The sequence below is a fragment of the Kribbella antibiotica genome (genome assembly GCF_004349055.1).
Taxonomy (GTDB): Bacteria; Actinomycetota; Actinomycetes; order Propionibacteriales; family Kribbellaceae; genus Kribbella; species Kribbella antibiotica.
This window is the reverse complement of sequence record NZ_SMKX01000051.1, coordinates 1-22,125: the sequence shown is the minus strand read 5'-3', so window position 1 is coordinate 22,125 and position 22,125 is coordinate 1. Positions and strand designations below refer to the sequence as shown.

General features: G+C 67.1%; 19 protein-coding genes and 1 pseudogene. 9 read left to right on the top strand and 11 right to left on the bottom strand.

Annotated features, from left to right (window positions below; genetic code table 11):
- Positions 1-6: 6 nt before the first annotated feature.
- The 6 genes from E1263_RS18920 to E1263_RS18895 all read right to left on the bottom strand — a co-directional run bounded on the left by E1263_RS18920 (position 7) and on the right by E1263_RS18895 (position 7,511).
- Positions 7-1,455: an FGGY family carbohydrate kinase gene (locus E1263_RS18920; protein ID WP_132169135.1), complete on the bottom strand. Its 1,449-nt coding sequence runs from the start codon at positions 1,453-1,455 to the stop codon at positions 7-9.
- Between the two features lie 12 nt (positions 1,456-1,467).
- A complete protein-coding gene (locus E1263_RS18915; protein ID WP_132169133.1) occupies positions 1,468-2,259 on the bottom strand; it encodes a DeoR/GlpR family DNA-binding transcription regulator in 792 nt (263 codons plus the stop codon).
- Positions 2,256-2,855 carry a histidine phosphatase family protein gene (locus E1263_RS18910; protein WP_132169131.1) on the bottom strand — a complete coding sequence of 200 codons (600 nt, stop codon included), beginning with the start codon at positions 2,853-2,855 and terminating at the stop codon, positions 2,256-2,258. Before E1263_RS18910 ends, E1263_RS18915 begins: the two co-directional genes overlap by 4 nt.
- Positions 2,852-4,180: an FGGY-family carbohydrate kinase gene (locus E1263_RS18905; RefSeq protein WP_238161324.1), complete on the bottom strand. Its 1,329-nt coding sequence runs from the start codon at positions 4,178-4,180 to the stop codon at positions 2,852-2,854. The genes E1263_RS18910 and E1263_RS18905 overlap by 4 nt, the downstream gene beginning before the upstream one ends.
- A 178-nt stretch (positions 4,181-4,358) precedes the next feature.
- The gene (locus tag E1263_RS43305) at positions 4,359-4,592 is read right to left on the bottom strand and encodes a hypothetical protein (protein ID WP_202868954.1); all 234 of its coding nucleotides are present in this window, start codon (positions 4,590-4,592) and stop codon (positions 4,359-4,361) included.
- A 288-nt stretch (positions 4,593-4,880) separates the two neighbouring features.
- Positions 4,881-7,511, bottom strand: a complete 2,631-nt coding sequence (locus E1263_RS18895) for a hypothetical protein (RefSeq protein ID WP_132169129.1) — start codon at positions 7,509-7,511, stop codon at positions 4,881-4,883.
- A gap of 177 nt (positions 7,512-7,688) precedes the next feature.
- Between E1263_RS18895 and E1263_RS18890 the strand changes: the two genes are divergently transcribed.
- From E1263_RS18890 to E1263_RS18880, 3 genes are all read left to right on the top strand, one after another.
- Entirely contained in the window at positions 7,689-9,131 is a 1,443-nt protein-coding gene (locus E1263_RS18890; RefSeq protein WP_132169127.1) for a family 43 glycosylhydrolase, read from the top strand.
- 51 nt (positions 9,132-9,182) lie between these two features.
- Positions 9,183-9,887, top strand: a complete 705-nt coding sequence (locus tag E1263_RS18885; protein WP_132169125.1) for a hypothetical protein — start codon at positions 9,183-9,185, stop codon at positions 9,885-9,887.
- A 115-nt stretch (positions 9,888-10,002) separates the two neighbouring features.
- Positions 10,003-10,734 carry a hypothetical protein gene (locus E1263_RS18880; protein WP_132169123.1) on the top strand — a complete coding sequence of 244 codons (732 nt, stop codon included), beginning with the start codon at positions 10,003-10,005 and terminating at the stop codon, positions 10,732-10,734.
- A gap of 184 nt (positions 10,735-10,918) precedes the next feature.
- Here E1263_RS18880 and E1263_RS18875 read toward each other — a convergent pair whose 3' ends face one another.
- A complete protein-coding gene (locus E1263_RS18875) occupies positions 10,919-12,604 on the bottom strand; it encodes a serine/threonine-protein kinase (RefSeq protein ID WP_132169121.1) in 1,686 nt (561 codons plus the stop codon).
- A gap of 58 nt (positions 12,605-12,662) precedes the next feature.
- Between E1263_RS18875 and E1263_RS18870 the strand changes: the two genes are divergently transcribed.
- From E1263_RS18870 to dhaK, 3 genes are all read left to right on the top strand, one after another.
- Positions 12,663-13,223: an RNA polymerase sigma factor gene (locus tag E1263_RS18870; RefSeq protein WP_132169119.1), complete on the top strand. Its 561-nt coding sequence runs from the start codon at positions 12,663-12,665 to the stop codon at positions 13,221-13,223.
- A 67-nt stretch (positions 13,224-13,290) separates the two neighbouring features.
- Positions 13,291-14,520: an MFS transporter gene (locus E1263_RS18865; RefSeq protein ID WP_132169117.1), complete on the top strand. Its 1,230-nt coding sequence runs from the start codon at positions 13,291-13,293 to the stop codon at positions 14,518-14,520.
- Between the two features lie 43 nt (positions 14,521-14,563).
- Positions 14,564-15,568 (top strand): dihydroxyacetone kinase subunit DhaK, encoded by a 1,005-nt coding sequence (gene dhaK, locus E1263_RS18860; RefSeq protein WP_132169115.1) that lies wholly within the window; start codon positions 14,564-14,566, stop codon positions 15,566-15,568.
- 35 nt (positions 15,569-15,603) lie between these two features.
- On the opposite strand, the gene E1263_RS18855 is transcribed toward dhaK, so the two are convergent.
- Positions 15,604-16,800 (bottom strand): RNA-guided endonuclease InsQ/TnpB family protein, encoded by a 1,197-nt coding sequence (locus E1263_RS18855; RefSeq protein WP_132169113.1) that lies wholly within the window; start codon positions 16,798-16,800, stop codon positions 15,604-15,606.
- A 105-nt stretch (positions 16,801-16,905) separates the two neighbouring features.
- Here E1263_RS18855 and dhaL point away from each other — a divergent pair, with 105 nt between their 5' ends.
- The 3 genes and pseudogenes from dhaL (at position 16,906) to E1263_RS18845 (ending at position 19,883) form a co-directional block, all read left to right on the top strand.
- Positions 16,906-17,532: a dihydroxyacetone kinase subunit DhaL gene (gene dhaL, locus E1263_RS18850; protein WP_132169111.1), complete on the top strand. Its 627-nt coding sequence runs from the start codon at positions 16,906-16,908 to the stop codon at positions 17,530-17,532.
- Positions 17,529-17,939: pseudogene (gene dhaM / locus E1263_RS44230) on the top strand (dihydroxyacetone kinase phosphoryl donor subunit DhaM); the annotation flags it as partial. The gene dhaL and the pseudogene dhaM, both read left to right, overlap by 4 nt.
- Before the next feature lie 15 nt (positions 17,940-17,954).
- Entirely contained in the window at positions 17,955-19,883 is a 1,929-nt protein-coding gene (locus E1263_RS18845; RefSeq protein ID WP_337590280.1) for an HPr family phosphocarrier protein, read from the top strand.
- On the opposite strand, the gene E1263_RS18840 is transcribed toward E1263_RS18845, so the two are convergent.
- The 3 genes from E1263_RS18840 to E1263_RS18830 form a co-directional block, all read right to left on the bottom strand.
- Positions 19,862-20,506 (bottom strand): cupin domain-containing protein, encoded by a 645-nt coding sequence (locus tag E1263_RS18840; protein WP_132169107.1) that lies wholly within the window; start codon positions 20,504-20,506, stop codon positions 19,862-19,864. The genes E1263_RS18845 and E1263_RS18840 overlap by 22 nt on opposite strands.
- Entirely contained in the window at positions 20,503-21,045 is a 543-nt protein-coding gene (locus E1263_RS18835) for a GNAT family N-acetyltransferase (RefSeq protein ID WP_132169105.1), read from the bottom strand. The genes E1263_RS18840 and E1263_RS18835 overlap by 4 nt, the downstream gene beginning before the upstream one ends.
- A gap of 9 nt (positions 21,046-21,054) precedes the next feature.
- On the bottom strand, positions 21,055-22,125 hold a 1,071-nt coding region (locus tag E1263_RS18830), incomplete at its 5' end, for a DUF1707 domain-containing protein (protein WP_238161323.1).

Here is a 22,125-nt window from a genome sequence, read left to right as displayed (position 1 = left end):
GAGCTCCTAAGATCGGTGCGAGATCGGTGCGGGATCGGCCCAGCGGGCGCGGGCGTTGTCGATCCGGCGTAGGTAATGGGCATATCCGTCGGCATAGAAGACAGTGCGCCCCGGATCGACCTGGCGAGTCGAGGCGATCCACTCCGGCCCGACTTCCGCGCCGGCAGCGCGGCGGGCGCAGATCACTGCACCACGGGCGGCAACCTGCTCGGCAGCGGTCGTGTGCAGGGGCGCATTCAGTACGTCTGCCAGGATCTGCGTCCACTCAGCACTCCGCGCACCCCCACCACAGACCGTCACCCGACCAGTCCAGCCAGCCGCTTCCAGGCAATGCCGAGCGGCATAGGCGATTCCCTCACAGGTCGCCCGGATCAGATCAGCAGTGGTCGTCGACAGCGAGATGCCATCGAGAGTCCCGCGCGCCCGAGTGTCCACGAACGGCGCGCGCTCACCCGCCTCAGACAGATAGGGCAACACGGTCACACCATTAGCCCCCGGCGGACTTTCCGCGAGGAACGCGGGCAGCTGATCCACCGACGCCCCGACCAGCGCGAGCATCCGGTCAAGGGCCGCCGTACCGACCATGGCCGGCATCGCCCGCAACCAGAGCCCGGGCGTCCACGTGCCGAGGAGGAGCCCGGCCGGTTCGCCATTGACCGGCAATGAGCGGGTCGCCACCTGGCACGCGAGCGTCGTACCGACAGTCAGCAGAGCGTCGCCAGGCGCCGATACTCCGGCTCCCTCCGCAGCCGCCGGGAGGTCGTAGGGACCAGCCGAAACCCTTGTCCCCAAGGCCATTCCGGTCAAAGACGATTGCAGTTCACCGACCGGGCCGTCGGCCGCGACAGGCGCCAACAGGTGACTCAAACCGGAGAGTCCAGTCGCCGCTAACGCCTCGTCGTCGTACGAGCCAGTCCGTGGATCCAGGAACGGCGCCGACGCATCCGACACATCGGTCGCCCGCACCCCGGTCAGCGCCTGCATCACCACGTCCTTGCAGTACGCCGCCGTCGCTGCCCCGGCGATGACCGACGGCTCCTCAGCCCGTACGGCGGCCAGCAGCGGACCGGAGGCTCCCGGGAACATGCGGTTGCCGGATCGCCGAAACACGTGGTCAGCAACGCCATCCACAGTCCACTGCTCAAGTATCGCGCTGCTCCGCGCATCCAGCCAGGAGATCGCCGGCCGAACCGCAGCGCCCGCGGAGTCAACCAACCAAAGACCATCGCCCTGGGCCGTAATCGCCAGCACCCCGGGCTGATCTCCCACCGAGGCAGCCAGTTCCCCGACCACCTCGTTGACCGAGGCAACGATCTCCGCGGTCTCGTGCTCGAACCGCCCCGCCGACGGTCGCACCAACCGCGTCGGCCGGGACGCCTCAGCCAGCGGTCGACCCCCATCATCGAAAGCGACCGCCTTGGTCACGGTCGTGCCGACATCGACTCCGATATCCATAGCCGGTCCCCTCTAGAAGGTGGCGACCTCCACGGTCACACCGTGGTCGCGCAGTGGGCGGATCAGTTCTTCCGGGGTCTTCTCGTCGACGACCACGACATCGAAGTCACTCAGCGGCGCGAGCCGATGCAGGGCAGTGCGCTGCAGCTTGGCGTGGTCGACCAGCAACACCTTGGTCCTTGCCGCCCGCAACATCGCGCGCTTCACCAGGACGATCTCCTCCTCCTGGTGAAACGCATGCGTCGGCGAAACCGCTGACACCGAACAGAACAGCAGGTCCGTGTGCAGCGCCTCGACCGCCTCCGCACAGGGCATCCCACCGAACGAGTCGTGCGTGGCCGAATAGATCCCACCGAGCGCAACCAGCGTGATATCGCGCCGATCCTTCAGCTTGGTGATCGCCGGCAGGAAGTTCGTTGTCACGGTCAACGGGGTGACATCGTCGAGCAGGTCGACCAGAGCCAGCGCGCTGGTCGAGTCGTCCAGCATCACCGACATCCCCGGCTCGATCATCGTGCGCGCATACCGGGCCAGCGCGGCCTTCTCGGTCTGCGCTGTGGTCAACCGGTACGCGACATTGCTCTCGAAGACGCTGGTCGGCTGGGCGCTCACGCCACCGCGGTACTTGCGGACCACACCTTGGCGTTCCAGCTCGTCGAGATCGCGATGCACCGTCATCACGCTCACCCCGAAGGCCTCGACCAGGTCGTTGGCCGACACCGAGCCGTGCTCGACGACGTACGCCGCAATCTCGGCCTGCCGGCGGGCGGGACGACTGAGCTCACCATCAGGGTCTGTGGTCATGGGGTCTCCAATCCTGCGGGCACGTTGTACGACTCGAGCCCTACTGTGCCGTTCTCACGCCGGAAGCGCACGAGCGCCGCGGGTCCGAGCGCTGGAAGCAGTCTGCGGTAGTCGTTCAAACGCAGCCCGAGCAGGCGGCAGACGAGCAGGCGGATCAGGGTGTTGTGCGCGACCACCAAGACCTTGCCGCCCTCGAACTCGGCGAAGACCTCGGCAACCCGATCAGCCGCCTCGACCGGATCCTCGCCGCCCGGGAAGTAGTCGCGCACCGGGTCGGCCTCGAAGGCCGCGGCGACTGCGGGCGGCATCTCGACCAACCGCTTCCCCTCAGCCGAGCCGAAGTCGACCTCGCGCAACCGCGCATCCACTGTCGGCTCCAGCCCGAGTGCTTCGGCGGTCGGGGCAACGGTCTGCCGCGCGCGCACCATCGGCGAGCTCCACAACGCATCTGGTGCGAAGCCGATCGCCCAATCCCGCAACTGCAGGGCTTGCTGCTGACCAACCTCATCGATCGGCAGGTCGGACGAGCCGGTGTAGCGGTTGCCGTGATGCCAGGCCGTCCGCCCATGCCGTGCCAGCACGATCGTCGTCCTCATCCGCGGTACCCGCGCGCATCGAGCTCCGCCACGAAGGCGCCGTACAGGTCGTCGAGTTGGCTCGGTCGCGGCTCGAGGACCCGCTCAATGCGAACCATCCGACGAGCTGTCTCAGTCACCGAACCTCCCTGCGAGGCCGCCAGAACAGCCATCCCGTATGCCGGATCTGCGGCGACTGGAAGCTCAACCGGTACGCCGAGTGTGTCGGCGCGGAGCTGGTTCCAGTAACCGCTGCGGGTGCCGCCGCCGGTCAGCGTGACGCGGCGAACCGGGTCTGCGCCGAGCGAAACGAGGTGCTCGAACGCCAGTCGCTCGACGAATGCGACGCCCTGCAGCACGGCGACGTACGTGTCCAGATCACTGTTGATCGAGCCCAAGGTGAAGCGCTCAGCCTGCGGAGCGACGAACGGGAATCGCTCCCCCGACTTCGTCAGTGGGTAGATGACGGCGTTGACCGGATGTGGGGCAAGCGCATCCAGATCGGCACCGGGCAACAGCTCACTCAGTACGCCGGCGCCGCTGCTGGACGCGCCACCCGGAAGCCAGCCGCCATCCGGATGCCGGTGGCTGTAGACCGCGCCAGTCGGGTCGTCGAGCAGCTGCTCACTCACGCCCTTCAGGACGAGCGTCGTACCGAGGACTGAGTTCCAGGCGCCCGGACTCAGCGCACCGGCCGCGATCTGAGCCGCGCAGCCGTCGGTCATCCCGGCGTAGACGGGGACGCCGGCCGGGGTGCGACCGAGCTCGGTGCCGGGCCGGACGACCTCGGGGAAGATCTCGATCGGCAGGCCGAGTTTGTCGAAGGCGGCGGTCGGCCAACTGTCGGCGACCAAGTCGTAGCCGGTCTTCAGGGCATGGCTGGTGTCGGTCGCAACCGGGTGCCCGACCAGGTGAGCGGCGACGAAATCAGCACTGTGGATAACCCGGTGATTACTGTCGGCAACCAGGTCGAGGACCTTCGGCAGGGCCCAAGTGGGCTGCATCGAGGTATCCCAGCGATCTGGGTCGGCGTCCACGATGTGGACACGACGGGCGGCTGAGCGCGCATCGTCGTACATGAGCGCCGCGGTGGTTGGGCGGCCGGCGCGGTCGGTCAGCAGGAAAGTTCCGGAGGTAGAGCAGATCGCAATGCCCTCGGCGTCTGACGTCAGGTCAACCAAGCAGGCGTCGACCGCGTCGAGCCATTGCTGGGGATCCTGTTCGTGGCGGACGCCGTCGCGAACGCTGGTCAGCGGCCGGGCCGCCCGGGCCAGGACGACGCCGTCGGGATCGATCAGCACAGCCCGCACGCTCTGCGTGCCGAGGTCGATGCCGATCCAGGCCACGACGAACTCCCCTCAAACTGTTATCTGCCTTGAGAAGATAACAGTAGAGAGTGTTAAGAAGCTAGAACGAGTCGGCTCCCGTCGCCTCGGGGGCGGACGGGAGCCGGTTCGCGGCCCGCCGACTGCGCCTGTAGTAGGCGGGGCGAACAGCTGGTGACACCAGGACTCGGGGTGCAGCTCAGGCGTGCATCAGAACGAGGGACGGGTCAGCTGTGGCCAACTCGAGGCGGCCAGCGTCGACGGAGCCGAAGGCCCCGAACGGGCCGACGGCGGGGCGCCCGGCACGGCCGACCCAGAAACCCCAGTCATCCGGGGCGTCCGGCCAGGCAGGGTCCGGCTCCCAACCGGGCGGCGGCTGCCAGGAATCGCTCGGCAACTCAGGCCAGTCGGGTGGCGGATTAAATCGGTACACGGGCGGTCCTTCCCAGATTCCCCAGTAAATCTGTGCCGTTGATCCGAACTGTCTGACTGATCAACGACCTGGCGCGCCGAACGTCACGACCAAATCTTCGTAAAGTTTTCCTGGCGCAAGCCGCCATGACATCACCCGGATTGCGGCGCGGCAAGCAGAAGCTCACTAGGCGGACTGCACGTGCGCCTGCAGGATCAGCTGCTGCCTTTTCCACAGGGCGTGGGTTAATTACGGAGATAACCGGTTCAGTAACACTCCGTTGCCTGGCTCCGTTGCCTGTAAGGCGATTCAGAGATCGGCGAGCCGGTCCCGGACCCGGTGGTGACCGGTGAGCGATTCGGCCAGCGAGTAGCCGAGCGAGCGATACGCCTCGAAGTCCCACTCGTCGTAGAACTGATCGCTGGTCGCCGTCCGCGGGAAGGCCGGATTCCGGCCGGCATAGACCTCGAGATCCCAGCCGAGCTGGCTCGTGAGGACCGCCTTCACCAGAAAGATCTCCGTCTTGTACGGCGCCTCTTCACCCTCGGCCTGGGGATGCGTCGCGATCCCGTAGACCCAGGCCCGGTCCGCGCGGGACTTGCCGCCGCGGATCATCGGCTTCGGGTCCACGTCGATCTGGATGCCGTGATCCATCCGGGCCGTCGCGATCGCCTCGGCCAGTGCGCTGAACCGATCCTCGGCATCGTTCGAGGCGTCGATCACGATCACCTGCTTCGGCTTGCGGCGCAGCGCCTCGACCAGGCCGAGGTTGTCGTAGTGACCGCCGTCGGTGACGTAGATCCGCCGGTCGTACATCGACGGCGAGCCGACCGCCTCGCGCAACAGGCGATACGGACCAGGCTTGTCGATGACACTGCCGACGTACCGGCTGAGGGTGGGGAAGAAACCCGTGACCGGCGGGAAGGTGTCGTCGACGTGGTTGTTCCAGTAGGGGTTGGGCAGCCAGACACCAAGGCGTGCATTCAGTACGGCGAGCAGCACGCGGACCGGCCTGGTCCGCCCGTTCACGCGACCGGTCAACGGACTCACCGCGGCACCGCTCATCGCCATCGCGGCCGGCACCGTCACCTCGCGGAGCAGGACATCCGCCTCGCGCTCGTAGTCCGCGGTACGGCGGCGGCCGCCGTCCGGCAGTGAACGGTCGCCGATGATGCCGATCTGGTCGGACTCGAAGATGAACGGCACGCAGTCGCGTTGGGTCGGGACGAAGTCGGCGTCCTCGACGTTCGCGACACCGGCGATCACCAGCCGGGGACCGGCCTTGTTCGGCTGGGCCCAGCTCGAGTAGCGCAGGCGTTTGTAGTAGTCGATCGAGGCCGCGGAACCGTTCTCCTTACGCTCGACCAGGAACGCGCGCGACAGCCGCTCGCGGTAGAACGAATGCAGCGAGGTGCGGTTCGCGTCGGTGAACACCTTGATGGCAACGGCAATCGAGCCGAGGATCACCGCGACGCCCCAGTCCGAGGCGAACGACTTTTCGGTTGCGTAGCCGCCGGTCCAGCGCAGCAACACGATGGCGGCGGCGATGCCGATGATGATGGTCCCGGCCCAGGGCGCGAGCTTGGTCTGGGCGAAGGCGAGGATGCGGTCCTTGAGCTTGGTCGATTCCTTGCCCTCGGCAGCCAATCCGTTCCACACCGAGCGGCCGAGCCCGATCAGTACGACGACCAAGGCACTGAACGACGTCACGCCTTGCTGCGTCGGATCCACCAACGCCAGCAGGCCGGACGGCAATCCGGAATCACCGGGCAGCTGGCCGATCAGGTAGAGACCGCCTGGTACGCCGAGGAGCAGGATCGCGACAGGTACGCCGTACCGGAGGGAGACGCTGCCGATCGAGGCGAGGACCATCCGGACCACATCGGGCATGCGGGCCCAGCGATCCCAGATCTTCTCGATCACGAAGGCGGTTGCGCTGACTGCGATCAAGCCGCCGGCCACGATGAGGAAGTTCCAGGAACCGTCAGGTCGCCAGGTCACCTGGATCTCGCTGTTGATATCGCGGATCACGCCCTCGTGGCCGAGGAACCAGCCGAGGACCCAGGCGATCGCGCGCAACGTGATGCCGATCAGCAGCAGGTTGACGACGAGACCGAACAGGACGGACAGGCCGGCCAGGAAGATCGCGCGACCGCCTTGGAGGAGGTACCGCGTTTGACGGCGGAGGCGGGCGAGCTCGGGTGAGCCTTGGGCGAACGGGTCGTCGACCTCGCGACGCAGGACGTGGAAGGCGGCTGCGGTGTAGCCGCCGCCGCTCACGCCGATGACGGTGGATGCCTTGTCGTACAAGCCGAGTTCGCGCAGGTGTTGCAGGGCGCCGAGACAGAAAGAGGCTGATCGGATTCCGCCGCCCGAGCAGGTGATGATCAGCTTGCCGGCGTCGGGGCTCACCGCCTCCTGGCTCGGGGTGAACTTGGCCGGCGCGGCGAGCTCAACGCCGTACAGCTTCTGTTGCCCGAAGCGACTAGTGGCGAAGTAGCTGACGGCAAGCACAAGCCAACCGGCCACGAAGACGCCGACCATCACTGTGGTGAGCAGGCCGGTCGACAGGTCGGCGCAGGCGGCGCCGCCGAAGTTCTGCCAGAGCTTGATGTCTTCGACGATGTCGAGGATCGCGGCACCGAAGACGAGCCAGGCGCCGACGGCCGCAACCTTGCGCCAGGACTGGCGATTCAGGAACCGGATGTATTTGTAAGCCCGGTACGACGCGTAGACGTAGGCCACGATGAAGGTCCCGTCGACCAGCAACGACAGCCGGCCGGGGATCTCGCAGTCGACTCCGGCTTGGACTGCCTGCCGCATCGGCCACTGGACGACGACCAGGACGATCGCGAGTTGCAGCGTCCTGGTGAACGTTCGGCGGCGGCCGATCTGCTCGATCGTGGCCTCACCCTTGGTCCCTGCTGATTCCCCCAACATCGCCCCATGATGACGCCGCGTGACCATCGGTTACCAGGGTTCGCAAGCCCTGCCCAGGTCTCGATCCGGCTACGTAGTGTCGCTTCGATCCTGGTGCAGGCTGTTTACAACGTCGTACAGGTGCCGGTACAAAGAGCTTCTACAACGTTGGCACAGCGGCTCGGAAGAGGTCTTGCCATGAGGTTCGCCCGCCCCATCCTCACTAGGTTGTTCGCTACTGGGTTGCTCGCCACCCTGCTGACCGGCACCCTGGTGAGCACCGCGCCCGCAGCCGAAGTACAGGAGCACGCGGCGATGTCGCAAACCTTCCGGAACCCGGTGAACCCTTCGGCGGATCCGTCGCTGATGTTCTACAACGGCAAGTACTACGTCGCCACGACCCGCGGCGACCGGATCGGCATCTGGTCGTCGAACAGCCTTGCCACGCTACTGATTCAGCCCGAGCAGGTGGTGTGGCGCGACAGCAACACCACACGCAACACACAGATGTGGGCGCCGGCGTTCCGGCATGTCGGGAACCGTTGGTACATCTACTACACGGCCTCCGACGGCGTGGACTCCAGCCACCGCATGTACGTGCTCGAGTCCGCGGGCAACGACCCGATCGGCCCATACTCGTTCAAGGCGAAGATCGCCGACTTCGGCGAGTACGCGATCGACGGTGAGCCGATCACCGTCAACGGCCAGCAGTACTTCGTCTGGACCGGACCCGGCCGCGGTATGGGCGGACCGCAGCAGCTCTACATCGTGCGGATGAGCAATCCGTGGACGTCGACCGGCGCACGCGTCGCGATCCCGGCCGACGGTGGGTGCAACGAGGTCCGCGAAGGTCCGACGCCTCTGTACGGGCGCGACCGGATCTTCCTCACGTACTCGACCTGCGACACCGGCAAGCCGGACTATCAACTCTGGATGAAGAGCCTGGCCAACAACGCCGACCCGATGGTCGCCGCGAACTGGCAGCAGCACCCCGGCCCGATCTTCTCCCGCAACGACTCCACCGGCGTCTGGGGCCCCGGCCACCACTCGTTCTTCAAGTCCCCCGACGGCACCCAGGACTGGATCGCCTACCACGGCAAGAACACCAGCACCTACACCTACGACTTCCGCACCTCACGTGCCCAGAAGATCAGCTGGAACGCCGACGGTACGCCGAACCTCGGCAGCCCACTCGCCGCCGGCGCCACCCAGAGCCTTCCGTCGGGCGACCCCGGCTCGGCCAACTACTGGATCAACGACACCCAGGTCGGCACCGGCCTCAACCAGGTCGAGTACGCCGGTAACTGGAGCTCCGGATCCGGATGCGGCAACCAATGCTTCTGGTCCGACGACCACTGGAGCGGCGAAACCAACGCCACCGCCACCATCCGCTTCACCGGCACCCGCGTAGCCCTCCTCAGCGTCAAAGACACCGGCAACGGCATCGCCGGAATCTCCATCGACGGCGGCCCCGAACAACGCGTCGACTACTACAGCTCCATCCGAGTAGGCGAACACCTCACCTACCTCAGCCCCGCCCTCGCCGCCGGTCAGCACACCCTCAAAGTCCGAGTCACCGGCGACCGCAACCCGTCCGCCGGAAGCTCGATCATCAGCCTCGACCGCATAGAGGTCTACTGACACACGTGAGCCGTTTGGTTTCGAGGGCCGGTTGCCTGAGAAGATGACCCGGTGCGGGCGAAGCGGACAGTACTGGTGGGCGGGCTGTTGTTCGCCACCGTGCTTGGCGTAGCCGGCGGCTACTTCGGTGGAGAGCTGACGAACCCGTCGTCCGTGCTGGTGTCCGGAGTTCCGGCTCCGCTGGGCGGGTTGACGGTGTCGCCGAGTGCGAAGCCCACCTTGAAGACACCGGTGAAGAACGATCTCAAGGGTCTGGACCCGGACAACCTGGACTTCAATACGCAGCACTTCACCGTTGATCTGGCGGATGCACCGGCTGTGCAGTTGTCGGTCCGGATCCCGATCGGCTGGGAGAAGAAGATCCTCGACACGGGTGAGGTCAAGTTCCAGGACCTCCGGCGCACGCGCTGGATCCGCTTCAAGCCGGTCCATCCGGTCAAGCAGAACCCGAAACAGCGCCGGGATCAATTGGTCCCGACCCTGGACACGACGATCCCTTACGAGCAGAACTTCAAGCTCCTCGGGCAGTCGGACGACAGCACCACCGGGCAGGACGGGCAGCCGCGGCGGGTCTCGACCGTGACGTACTCCTACATTCCGGACCAATGGACCCGGGATGTGATCGTGCAGTACGTCGCCACCGGCGGGCAGGCCGGCGCGGATGTCGAGATGGCGATCACCGGTTTGCCGCAGGACCAGGACGCACTGGACGCGATCGCCGCCAAGGCCGCGGAGACAGTGACACTGCAGGACTGAGACAATCTCGGTTCACGCTGGTCGAATTTCACGGAATTGTTACCCGGTTGAGGCAACCCCGAACCGGAGTCCGCGGTCTCCTCCAGTAGACGATTTCTGGGGAGGTGAGGCGCGGATGGCACGTCGGGGGACAGCATTGCTCGCGTCCGGCCTGGTGGCGATAGTGGCCCTCGGCGGCGCGGGCGGGTACGGCGTGGGCTGGCTGACCGCAGCCGACAGCTCGGTCACTGCCACGGGCAAGCCGCTGCCACTCGGCCAGCTCAGCCTGCCGCCGACGCCGGCATCGCCGACCACGACGCCTGTTCCGGTCGACTCACGCAAGCCCGTGCCGGACAACAGCAAGGCGTTGCTGGTCAAGGATCTGACGTATCGGACGCACACCTTCAAGGTGCAGGGCACCCTCGAGTCAGAGATCTCCCTGGAGGCCCCGGACGGCTGGACGTACACGCCCCAGACCGACAGGGACACCGCACGCTTCAACGAGACCCTCAAACGCTACTTGCGGGTGCAGGGCGGTTTCCCTCTCACGCGGCCGCCGGCCGCCTCCATGGCGGCGTTGATCAAGCGTCTGGACAAACTCGACGCGAGTCAGCAGGTCCGGTATGTCGACGAGGTCGACGACGGCGACACCGCGACGCTGATCTACGAGTGGGTACCGCCAGCCGAAATCGCAGCCTTGCCGAGTCTGCGCCGGGTCATCGTCCGGTGGGTCGCAGACGACAGCGGCAAGGTGGCCGTCGAACTGAGCGTCACTGGGCTTCCAAAGGATGCGAAGGCCCTGCAAGACGTGATGGACCACGCCTCGCAGAGTGTGGAGCGGCGCGACTCTCCGGTCGCGCCGTCCTGAGGACCGACTAGCAGTCGACCGGCCAGATGGTGCGGAAGATGCTGGAGCGCAGCCGGTAGAAGCGGCGGCGGGTGGACTGGATCAGGGCAGGGGACGGCCGGAGCCGGTCCGTGGCGATACGCACAGGGGTTTCCTCAGACAGGGTTGAGCACAAGCGGGCAGGGCGCTCATCCCCCCTGTGGCCTCAGCCGGTGGTGGGCCGGACCGAATTGGCGATTTCTCTCGCCCGGTCGCGGTCTTCATCCGGCATCAGAACCTGGATGAGCATCGAATCGTTGGTCCCCGTCACAACGATGCGTTGCAGGAGCATACCGCCGCTCGGACCGCATTCCCGCCAGAACTGGTCCTCGCTCTTGCCGTCACCGGCAGAGCTTGGCCCTTCCTTAACGTTGCACTGGAAAGTGCCGTCGGTGGTGAGCTTGATCTGGTCGGCTTTCACGCCGATCTGGCCGACGAAGATGCCGGCCCCCGAGCCCCAGTTGCCCTGCTCGCTGATCTGCACGGCGGGGAGACTCTGGTTGTTGCCCGGCGGCCGCCACGGGTCCTGGGCCACCGAGTGCAGCCAGGCGCGCGGCACGCTGAGCGAGTAGCCGCCGTAGTTCACGGCCACCAACTGCCGGTCTGCCAGATAGCGCTGCCCGACAAAGCCCGCGCCGCCTCCGACCACCAGAGCCAGTACGGCGGCAATCACCCATCGGGCCCGTCGGCGCTTCCGCGGTTTCGGGGTGGTCGCGGCGAGGCCGCTGGCGATTCCCACCGCGCCGGCCTCGACAGGCGGCGTACCGGTGTCGGTTGAGCTGGGCTCCGGCGTCTTGACGGGCGCAGACTCGACGACCACGGTCTCGGCGGCGGCCTCGGCGGCTCGGGCCTTCTTGGACTTCTTGGTGGGCTTGGTCGGCTCGGTGGTGGCGGCGGCGGTGTCGTCTTCGGCAGCCACCGCGCCGGCCTTGATGATCGTGGGCTGGTTCTCGTCGCTGAGGGCTGTGTGTTCGCCGTCGTCCGAGGGCTCAGCGAGCTCGATGGTCTCTCGGCTGCGCACCAGGATGCCGTGGGTGGTCTCGTCGAGGGCGCCGACCAGCTCGCGGGTGAACGTGGGCACGTCGGGCCAGCGCTTCGACCGGTCGGGGTCGAGCGCGCGCACGATCGCGGCGTCGATCTGGGCCGGCAGTTCGAAGCCGAGCGAGCTCGGGGGCGGCGGGGCCTTCACGCGGCCGGCGGCGCCGAGGCCGTCGACCTGGTGCGGCGAGCGGCCGGTCAGGGCGGCGTACGCGACGGCTCCCAGCGAGTACTGGTCGGCGCGCTGGTCGAGCCGCTCACCCATCGCCTGCTCGGGAGCGACGTACGACGGGGTGCCGCCGGGGAGCGTGATCCTCGACACCTCGTCGAGGGACTTGCCGAGGCCGAGGTCGGACAGGACCGCGCGCTCACCGTCGTCGTCGGTGCTGCGGAACAGCACGTTCGCCGGCTTCACGTCGCGGTGCAGCAGCCCGCGCCGGTGCAGCGCCTGGAGCCCACGGCCGATCTGTACGACGACGTCGACGGCCACCGGGAGCGCCAGCGGCTCCTTCTTGAGTCGGTCGGCGAGCGTGCCGCGGTCGGCGTAGGTGAGCACCAGGAACGGCCGGCCGTCCTCCAGCTCGCCTACATCGTGGACCTGGACGACGTGTTCGGACTCGACACGCCGCAGGAACCGGCCCTCTTCGAGGAACCGGCGGCGCACGGTCTCGTCGTGCCCCCAGTTGTCTGCGAGCACCTTGATCGCCACTTCGGCGTCCAGTTGCTCATCGTGAGCGAGCCATACCGTAGCGAAACCGCCTGAGCCCAGGCGTCGGCGCACGATGTAACGGCCTAGTCTGGTTGGGACCCCCATACAAGGCATTATGTAGTACGGAGAGTCCCTGACCGGGCCCGAGACAGTAAAGGCGCAGATGAGCGAGAGCACCAGCCCCACCGACGAGCTCGCGATCCTGGCAGAGCGGGCCCAGGGCGGCGACAAGAACGCGATGGACGACCTGCTCCGGCTGGTCTACCCGCGAGTGCTGCGGATCTGCCGCAGCGTCCTGCCGTACTCGGCCGACGCCGAGGACGCGGCTCAGGAGGCAGTGCTCAATGTCGCCACCAAAATCGGGACCTACTCCGGGCGGAGCAGCTTCTCGACCTGGGTGCACTCGGTCGCGGCCAACTCGGCCCGTTCGACGTACCGGAAGCTGAAGCGCACCGCTCAGGCCGCGCACAACCCGGAAATCATGGAAAAGCCGGACCCGCGCACCACCAGCGTCATCGCAGGCACCCGCCTGGACCTCCTGGAGGCCCTGGAGACGCTCGAGCGCGACCGCCCGCAGATGGTCACCCCGCTCGTCCTGCGGGACGTCTACGGGCTCTCCTACGAGGAGATCGCGAAAGAGGTCGGGGCCCCGCTGGGCACGGTCAAGTCGCGGATCCACGACGCCCGCGAGGTCGTCCGGCCTCTGCTGCGCCCGAAGGACTGAGAACTTGCACGAAGGTGCAGCCCGCAAGGTCTGACCCTTAGCCCCCGCCGGCCATAGCCTCACCGCTATGGCAACGCGGGGGCTGTTTCACAACCGGGACTACCTGAAGCTGCTGACCGGGCAGACTGTCAGCTCGCTCGGGTCCTCAATGAGCGGCTTCGTCTTCACCCTGCTCGGTATGGCCATCACCGGCTCCCCCATCAAGGCAGGACTCGTCGGTACGGCGGCCGCTGTCGGCTCTCTGCTCGCTGCATTACCCGGCGGAGCTCTGGCGGACCGGTGGAGTCGCCGCAAGATCCTGATCGGCTACAGCTTCCTCGGGGCGTTCCTGTTCGGCTCCGTGGCAGTAGCGGGCTGGCTGGACCACCTGACGCTGCCGCATCTGATGGCGGTCGGCCTGCTGAACGGCGTCGGCTACAGCCTGTTCATGCCGGCCGAGACTGCTGCTCTCCGGCAGATCGTGCCCCCGGAACACCTCAGCACCGCGCTGGCCACGGCCCACGGCCGCCAGAACGTGGCCGCGCTGACCGGTGCGCCCCTGGGCGGTCTGCTGTACTCCATCGGCCGGGTGCTCCCGATCGCCGTCGACGCCGTCTCCTACCTGGTGATGGCGTTCATGCTTGCAACGATCCGGCACCCGCTGCCGGCCACCAAGCCCGAGGGCGGGGCCCACGAGCCGATGCTGAAGGCGATCCGGACCGGGCTGGCCTGGCTCCTCCGCCAGCGCGTTCTGCGCACGATTGCCGTGGTCGCGACCCTGCTCAACTTCGCTGCGACCGGAACGATCCTGGTGCTGATCCTCAGCATGCAGCAGCGCGGCGTCCACGCGCCCGTGATCGGCCTCCTCGAGACCGCGATGGGCGTCGGCGGGCTCGCGGGCTCCATCGCGGCGCCGCGGCTGCTGGCGCGATTCAGCACCGGGAAGATCACGCTCGTCGGCGTCTGGATCATCACGGTCGCCTTCGCGGCCACCGCGGCCACCACGCAGACCGCCGTACTGATCGTGTTGCCGGCGTTCGCGATGTTCCTGCTGCCGGCGCTGAATTCGGGGCTGTTCGGCTACCAGATGCTGATCACGCCGGACCACCTGCAGGGCCGGTCACAGAGCGCGTTCATGTTCCTGTCGAACGCGGCCGCACCGCTGGCGCCGTTCCTCGGTGGGCTCTTCCTCGGGACGCTCGGCGCGCGGAACGCGTTGCTGATTTTCGGCGGCCTGCTCGCGGTGGGTGCCGTCCTGCTGACGATGAGCCGATCGATCCGGTCGATCCCGCTGCTGTCCGAGGTCGAAGCCGCCTGATTCGGGTCTCCCGTTCTTTCGGGCGGTGTGCTCAGATGGGGGTATGAAGAAGCTCATCAACGACCCTGCCGATGTTGTGAGTGAAGCGCTGCTCGGGATGGCGGCGGCGCACCCGGACCGCCTGCGGGTGGACCACGAGAACCGGATCGTCTACCGCAAGGAGGCGCCGCGACCGGGGAAGGTCGGGCTGATCTCCGGTGGTGGGTCCGGGCACGAGCCGCTGCACGGCGGGTTCGTCGGGCTCGGGATGCTGGACGCGGCGTGCGCGGGTGAGGTGTTCACCTCGCCGGTTCCGGACCAGATGATGGCCGCGACCAAGGCTGTCGACACGGGCGCCGGGGTCCTGCACATCGTGAAGAACTACACCGGCGACGTGATGAACTTCGAGATGGCTGCCGAGCTGGCCGCGGCCGATACCGGCACCGAGGTGCTGTCGGTGGTGACGAACGACGACGTCGCCGTCCAGGACAGCTTGTACACGGCTGGTCGGCGGGGTGTCGGCGTCACTGTGCTGCTGGAGAAGATCGTCGGCGCGGCCGCTGAAGAGGGTCGCTCGCTGCAGGAGGTCGCGGATCTGGCCCGGAAGGTGAACGACAACGGCCGCAGCATGGGCATGGCGCTGACGTCCTGCACGGTCCCGGCCGCGGGCAAGCCGACGTTCGACCTGGCCGAGACCGAGATGGAGCTGGGCATCGGCATCCACGGCGAGCCCGGCCGCCGACGGTTGCCCCTGGCACCGGCCCGCGAGATCGCCTCGCTGCTCGTCGATCCGGTTCTATCCGATCTTCCTTATGGACAAGGCGATTCGGTCATTGCCTTTGTCAACGGACTCGGCGGTACGCCGCTGCTCGAGCTCTACCTGATGTACAACGAGGTGGCCCAACTGCTGGACCGCGCGGGGATCACGGTCGCCCGCTCGCTGGTCGGCAACTACATCACCTCACTGGAGATGGCCGGCTGCTCGGTCACCCTCCTGAAAGTTGACGACGAGCTGGTCCGGCTCTGGGACGCTCCCGTCAACACGCCTGGCCTTCGGTGGGGCGCTTGACGTCCTCCGCCCCCTCACGGTGCGGATTTCACCTACTACACGGAGGTAGCCGGTTGAGGTTCACGCTTCGGCGAGGCCCTGAAAGGCGCCTCTCTGCGTGCGCTGACGGCCCGTCCGGCCGCGATGTTGAGTGCTGCATTGGTGTCCGCGTTCGCCACCAGTCCACAGGCCACACAGCGGAAACGCGCTTGGCTCTCACGGTTTCTCGCTGTGCAGTGCCCACAGACGTGGCAGGTCTGCGATGTGTACGCTGCTGGTATCTTCTGGACACGCCCCGGTGCCTTCTGCTCCAATCGAATCAACAACTGCCCCCACGCATTGTTCAAGATCCCACGGTTGAGACCAGCTTTTGCCCTACGACCATTTCGGAGGTAGTGGCCCGGCCGCTCGATATCAGGCTTGGGCTTGGCCCTCCTGGTCATCTGAGCGACATGGAGGTCCTCGACGCGGACTACGTCGAACCGACGTGCGAGGTCAGTACTGAGTTTCTCCACCCAATCCTTGCGCCGATCAGCTGCGCGAGCATAAAACTTCGCAATCGCAGCTTTCAGCCGAGCACGGCGATGGGAACCGCGACGGCTCCGGGCGAGACGACGCTGCAGATGGATCAGTCGGTCTTTCTCCGCCCGCGAAAGCTCAGGACATTGCAAGAGCTCCCCAGTCGACAGGGCCGCAGACACGGCGACGCCACGATCCACCCCGACGACCGCGTCGTTTCCGGGCGCCTGAATGACCGGTGGAACCCATGCGAAGGCGATGTGCCAGCGGCCGACGCGATCATGGGTCACTCGGTACGACCGTGCAGGCGGGACCTCGCGAGATGCCCGGAAGCGAACCCATCCAACCTTCGGGACGTTCACCGCTCTCCACTTCCGATTCAGCTTGATCACACGCGACGCCTGGTTGCCGGTAATGCGGAATCCTTCATGCTGGCCGGCCTTGCGCCACGTCGGGCGCCCATGAGTCCTGGAGTAGAAGTCCCTCACGGCCTGATCAAAATCTCGGAGAGCTTGCTGTTGCACAGTCTGCGAACCCTCGCGCAGCCACCCAAAGGCGGCCCGCGCGGTGGTCAACTGCCGACATCGTTCACCATGACTCGGCGCGGGTGGCTTGTCACGAGTCCACATCGACCACTGTTCGAGGGCGAGATTCCACACAAACCGAGCATGGCCGCACTGCGCAAGCAGGGCAGCGGCTTGTTCGGTCGTTGGATACAGACGGAACCGGGACACGGCTCCGAGCTAATCATCCGGGACCGACAGTTCCGAACTTTTGGAAGGGAGGAAGTCGCGGATCTCCTCTTCGTCGGAAGCTGAGGAGGTCTCGCGATGTCAAATATGAGCAAGGAAGTCGAGAGTTTCACCGACTGGCTGCGGGATTCCGCGCAGGTGCTGCACGACAATGCGGCGTACCTCACAGAGCTCGACTCGGCGATCGGGGATGCGGATCACGGCGCGAACATGGATCGTGGATTCGGTGCCGTGGTGGCGGTGCTGGACGAGACTTCTTTCGACACGGTCGACGAGCTGCTGAAGAAGGCGGGGATGACGCTGGTCAGCAAGGTCGGCGGGGCCAGTGGGCCGTTGTACGGAACGTTTTTCTTGCGCTTCGGTACGGCGCTCGCGGGTGTCAAGTTGACGCCGGCGGCAATCGGTGAGGGACTACGGGCCGGTGTCGGTGGGATCCTGGCTCGCGGCAAGGCTGAGATTGGGGACAAGACCATGTACGACGCCTGGGGGCCTGCTCTCGATGCGTATGACACTGCTGTTGCCGGCGGAGGTGATCTCGCGGCCGCTCTGACCGCTGCCGCCGAGGCATCCGCGAAGGGGCGGGACGCGACCGTGCCGCTGGAGGCGCGGAAGGGTCGGGCGAGCTACTTGGGTGAGCGGAGCGTCGGTCACCAGGATCCGGGCGCGACGAGCACCACCCTGTTGCTCGAGTCGGCTGCACGGACGCTCGCATGATCGGGATCGTGGTGGTTTCGCACAGCCACGCACTGGCGACGGCGGCCGTCGGCCTCGCGTCCGAGATGGTTGCTGATGGCAATCGACCGGCGATTGTCGTGGCGGCCGGGCTGGACGAGACGACGTTCGGCACGGACGCGGTTGCCGTGTCTGAAGCAATTGCGGCGGCGGACTCGGCGGACGGCGTACTGGTTCTGCTTGATCTGGGTAGCGCGGTGCTGAGCGCTGAGCTGGCGCTGGAGTTCATCGATTCTGAGGTGGCTCAGCGGGTTCGACTGACGAGCGCTCCACTGGTGGAGGGTTTGATTGCGGCGGTTGTGACCGCGTCGACCGGTGCGTCACTGGACGCGGTCGCTGCTGAGGCTGAGCGTGGATTGGCGGGGAAGCAGGAACACCTCGGCGACGGCCCCGCTGCCGAGCCGGTGGCTGCGGTCGAGTCCGGGCAAAGCCTTGAAGTTGTCGTGAGCAACCAGCACGGGCTGCATGCACGTCCGGCGGCGCGACTCGTCGGGCTGGTGAACACCTTCGACGCCCGGGTCACGGTGACTGATGTGGACACCGATCACGGGCCGGTCGACGCGGGCAGTCTCAGCATGGTTGCGACGCTGAACGCGATCCGTGGGCACCTGCTGCGGTTCGCTGCCGAAGGTCCGGAGGCGGAGGCAGCCCTGGCCGCGATCCAGGATCTGGCCACGGAGAACTTCGGGGACGACGAGCCGGCCCGTTTCCCGGCGCGCTTGGGCGCGGCCGAGGGAGACCACGGCGGTTCCGGACTGGACGTCGCGTTCGGTCCTGCGGTGCTTGCCAGCGGTCTCGTCGATGTCAGCGGATATGTTGCCGGTGACAACGAGTCGGCACGCTTGGAAGCAGCGGTCGAGGCGGTCGCCGAGGAGCTGCGGAGGCTGCGCGATGCGAGTCCGGACCTCGCTGGGATCTTCGAGGCGCAGCTGGCGCTGCTGACCGATCGGCAGCAACTGAAGGAGATTCGCGAGGTCCTGGTTCGCGGGGCGTCGGCGGTGAATGTCTGGCAGTTGGTTTTCGACCGGCTCGCGGAGCGGTTCGAGCAGCTGCACGATGCGTACCAGCGGGAGCGCGCCCAGGACGTTCGGGCGGTGCGTGATCGGGTGTTGCGGCACCTGACCGGCACCACCGAGGACAGCCCGATCGAGATCGAGGCCGACCAGCCCGCCATCCTCGTCGTACCGGAGTTGGATGCGGCGACGGCGGCGATGCTGGACGGACAGCGGTTCGCGGGCGTTGCGGTGCGGGCGGCCGGAGCCACTGGGCACGGTGTGATCGTGGCTCGGTCTCGCGGGATCCCCTTGATCACCGGGATCGGCGACGTGGACGTGCCGGCCGGCGCGATCGTTGCGTTCGACAACCGCAAGGGCTCGTTCGAGATCGAGCCCGATGTGGAGCAGGTCCGGGCGACGATCGCGGAGCGCGTGGCCGAGCAGGAGGAAGCGGCCACCGAGGCGGAGTTGCCGGCCGTGACCATCGACGGCCGCACGGTCGCAGTGCTGGTGAACGTCGGAACGGTGCAGGATGCGCTCGCGGTGCGAGGCGCGGAGGGATCCGGGCTGGTGCGGACCGAGCTGCTGTTCGGCGGTCGCCGTACAGCGCCGACCGTTGCCGAGCAGGTCGAGGCGTTCCGGGCGGTGGCCGCGGCGCTACCGGGCAAGCCAATCACGATCCGCACGTGGGACGTCGGCGGCGACAAGCCGCTGCCGTTCCTGCCGCTGGACCACGAGGACAACCCGTTCCTCGGCGAGCGCGGACTGCGAGCCTTCCGGCGGCGACCGGAGCTGCTCCGCGACCAGCTCGAGGCGGTCCGGCAGATCGCGGCCGAGATCCCCGTGCACGTGATGTTCCCGATGGTCACCACCGCCGACGAGGTCGCCTGGGCACTGGACGAGCTCGGACCACGCCCGGACGGCCTGAAGGTCGGCATCATGATCGAGGTGCCCGCGGCCGCGCTGCGGGTTGCCACGCTGACCGCAGACCTGGACTTCGTCAGCATCGGGACGAACGACCTCACGCAGTACGTCACCGCGACCGACCGGACCAATCCGGCCGTGGCTGCACTGGCAGACGGGCTGGACCCGGCCGTGCTGCAGCTGGTCGATCATGTCGTCCGCAACGCCGGCGTACCGGTGGGAGTGTGTGGTGACCTGGCCAGCAACCCGCAGGCTGCCGTCATCCTCGCTGCGCTAGGTGTGCACGAGTTGAGTGCTATCGCGCCGCAGGTGCCCTTGGTGAAGGCCAGGCTGCGGCAGGCCGATCTCAGACTGATCGACACCGCCGCAGTGCTGGCTGCGCGCGATGGGGATCAGGTGCGCGCGCTGCTGTAGTAGCGGAGCTCGACCAGGTTGAAGCCGGACGTGCGCTCCGGCTTGACGGGGAGCGTGTAGCTCTCGCCAGGCTCGAGGTAGGTCACGTCCGGGTTCGCCAGGTCCAGGTCAACCACCAGCGCCGGGTAGGCGCCGGTGTGCCAGGTGTAGGACTCCCCCGCGTCCGGAGTCACGTGCTGCACCCGTACGTCGTCCTCGTCGACGACCACCTTGGTCGGGGCCTCTTCGTTGAACCCGGCCTCGGCGGTGTCTACGGCAGTACACGGCTGACCGGACGCCTCTTCGCCGAGGTCCAGGAGCTCGATCAGCCGGTTCAGGTACGGCACATCGCCGTCGTTGGTGAGCATGTGCACCGGGGACACCGGGCGGTAGACGGAACCACCGACCGTCTCGCTCAGCTCGCGTGCAGCGCTCCCGTCCAACCAGTCCATGTGACAAGGGGAGGTGGACAGGCACAGGACGACGTACGGGTTGTGGTGCAGGTGCCAGCCCTGCGCCTCCCCGGGGGCCAGCGAGACCTCCCAGACGCGGACGCGGTCGTTCTTCAGCAGGACGCTGGTCCCGATCTCACCGAGGACAACCTCGGTGCCGTCGGGGGCGGTGACGGTGGTGCCTGCAGTCATGGGGTCTCCTCGATCGATCGTTCCATCGCTACGCCGGCCAGCGTCACGCCGTCCGGCATCGGCAGCTCGGCGGGGGCTACCTCGGTGAACCCGAAAGCCTTGTACAGCGGCACTCCGGGCAGCGTTGCCATCAGCGCGAGCCGGGTGAACCCCTCAGCTCGCGCAGCGTCGGTGCAGGCGGTCAGAATCGCCCGGGCGAGTCCACGTCGCGTCCAGTCGCTGCGGACGAACATGGCGCGGATCCGAGCCGGCTCGGTCGCCGGATCCAGGAGTCTGTCGTCAGCTCCCGCCGTACTGGCGTTGAAGAGCTTGTTGCGTCGGCTCCACCCGCCACAGGCCACGATCTCGCCGTTGACCTCGTGCACGTAGTAGGTGCCGTCGTCGATGAGCGCTGGGTCCAGCGTGGTGATGTGCTCGGCCGCACTGGCGGTCTCAACCGCGCTATGGAACGCCGGGAAGAGCTCTAGCACCGATGCCCGTCCCAGCTCCGCCACTGCGGCACTGTCCGCGCGCACCGCCAACCGCAACACAGGCTCCACGCCCACAGGCTAATTCACCCTGCGCCGGGCCCAGGACCAGACCAGGTAGTTCCACACCACCGCTCCGCCGACAAGCAGCAGGCCGAACACAACATCATCTACGTCGTCGTGACCGTTGATCAGCGCCAGCCCCATCAGGCCGAAGAACACCGAGACGAGGGACGTACAGCCTGCCGCCCCTGATCGCCACCCGGGAGCGGGCTTCCCCGCCGGTTCCTGGTCCAGCGACGGGCTCGGCAGGCCTTCGAAGACGGCACCGAGATCGTTGCGAGTCGTCGCGGCGTACAACAGGTCTGTCCGGCGGTGTAGCTCGCTGATGTCGATCCGCCCGGCTCCGAACTGCTCAGCCAGCGCGGTGGAGCACGCCTCCCGCTCGCTGTCACTCAGCCGCCGTCTCGACGCACGGACCACAGCGACCGGACGGCGGCGTCCCCGCACGGCCTGCGTCGCCGCTGCACCCAGCACCTTTCCCATTGCGCTCATCGGCGACTCAGCGAACTCGCGGACCAGCTTCAGCCGCCCGACTCCGCCTTCGGTCAACTCGTACTCGGTAGGCCGGTCGTCGTGTTGCTGACGCCAGACGAAGGTCTCCGCCACCAGCTTGTCGAGAGCCGCCTGTACGTCGTTCGCCGGCGCACCGGTCCGTCGTACCAGCTCGGCCTCGGCCATCGCAGTGTGTTCCAACTGCTCGATCAACGCCTGCTCCAGCGCCGGATTGCCTTGCTGCGGCGGCGGTGTTTCACCCGCCCAGGTCCAGGTCAGCCGCGGCTCCTGCGAGCCTTCTGGCTCCTCGCTCGGCTCCCTGCGCCACTCCTGCCCGGCCCGCGCCTCGGAGTACTCGCGGTGACCCTTCAGCCGCTTCACACCAGTCATCGTCAACCGGAAAGTCGCCGGCTCAGCCCCCTGCGGCTGGCGCACCACAAACCCACGCGCGACCATCGGATCAAGCACCAACTGCACAGCCGCCTCCGACACCCCAGCTCGCCTGGCCAGCTCAGCCTGAATCAGCGCTGCCCCCTCCAGATGTGCCAGCACCGCAAACTCCAGCGCCGAGTTCCCCACCCGTGCACCCTCTGTAGC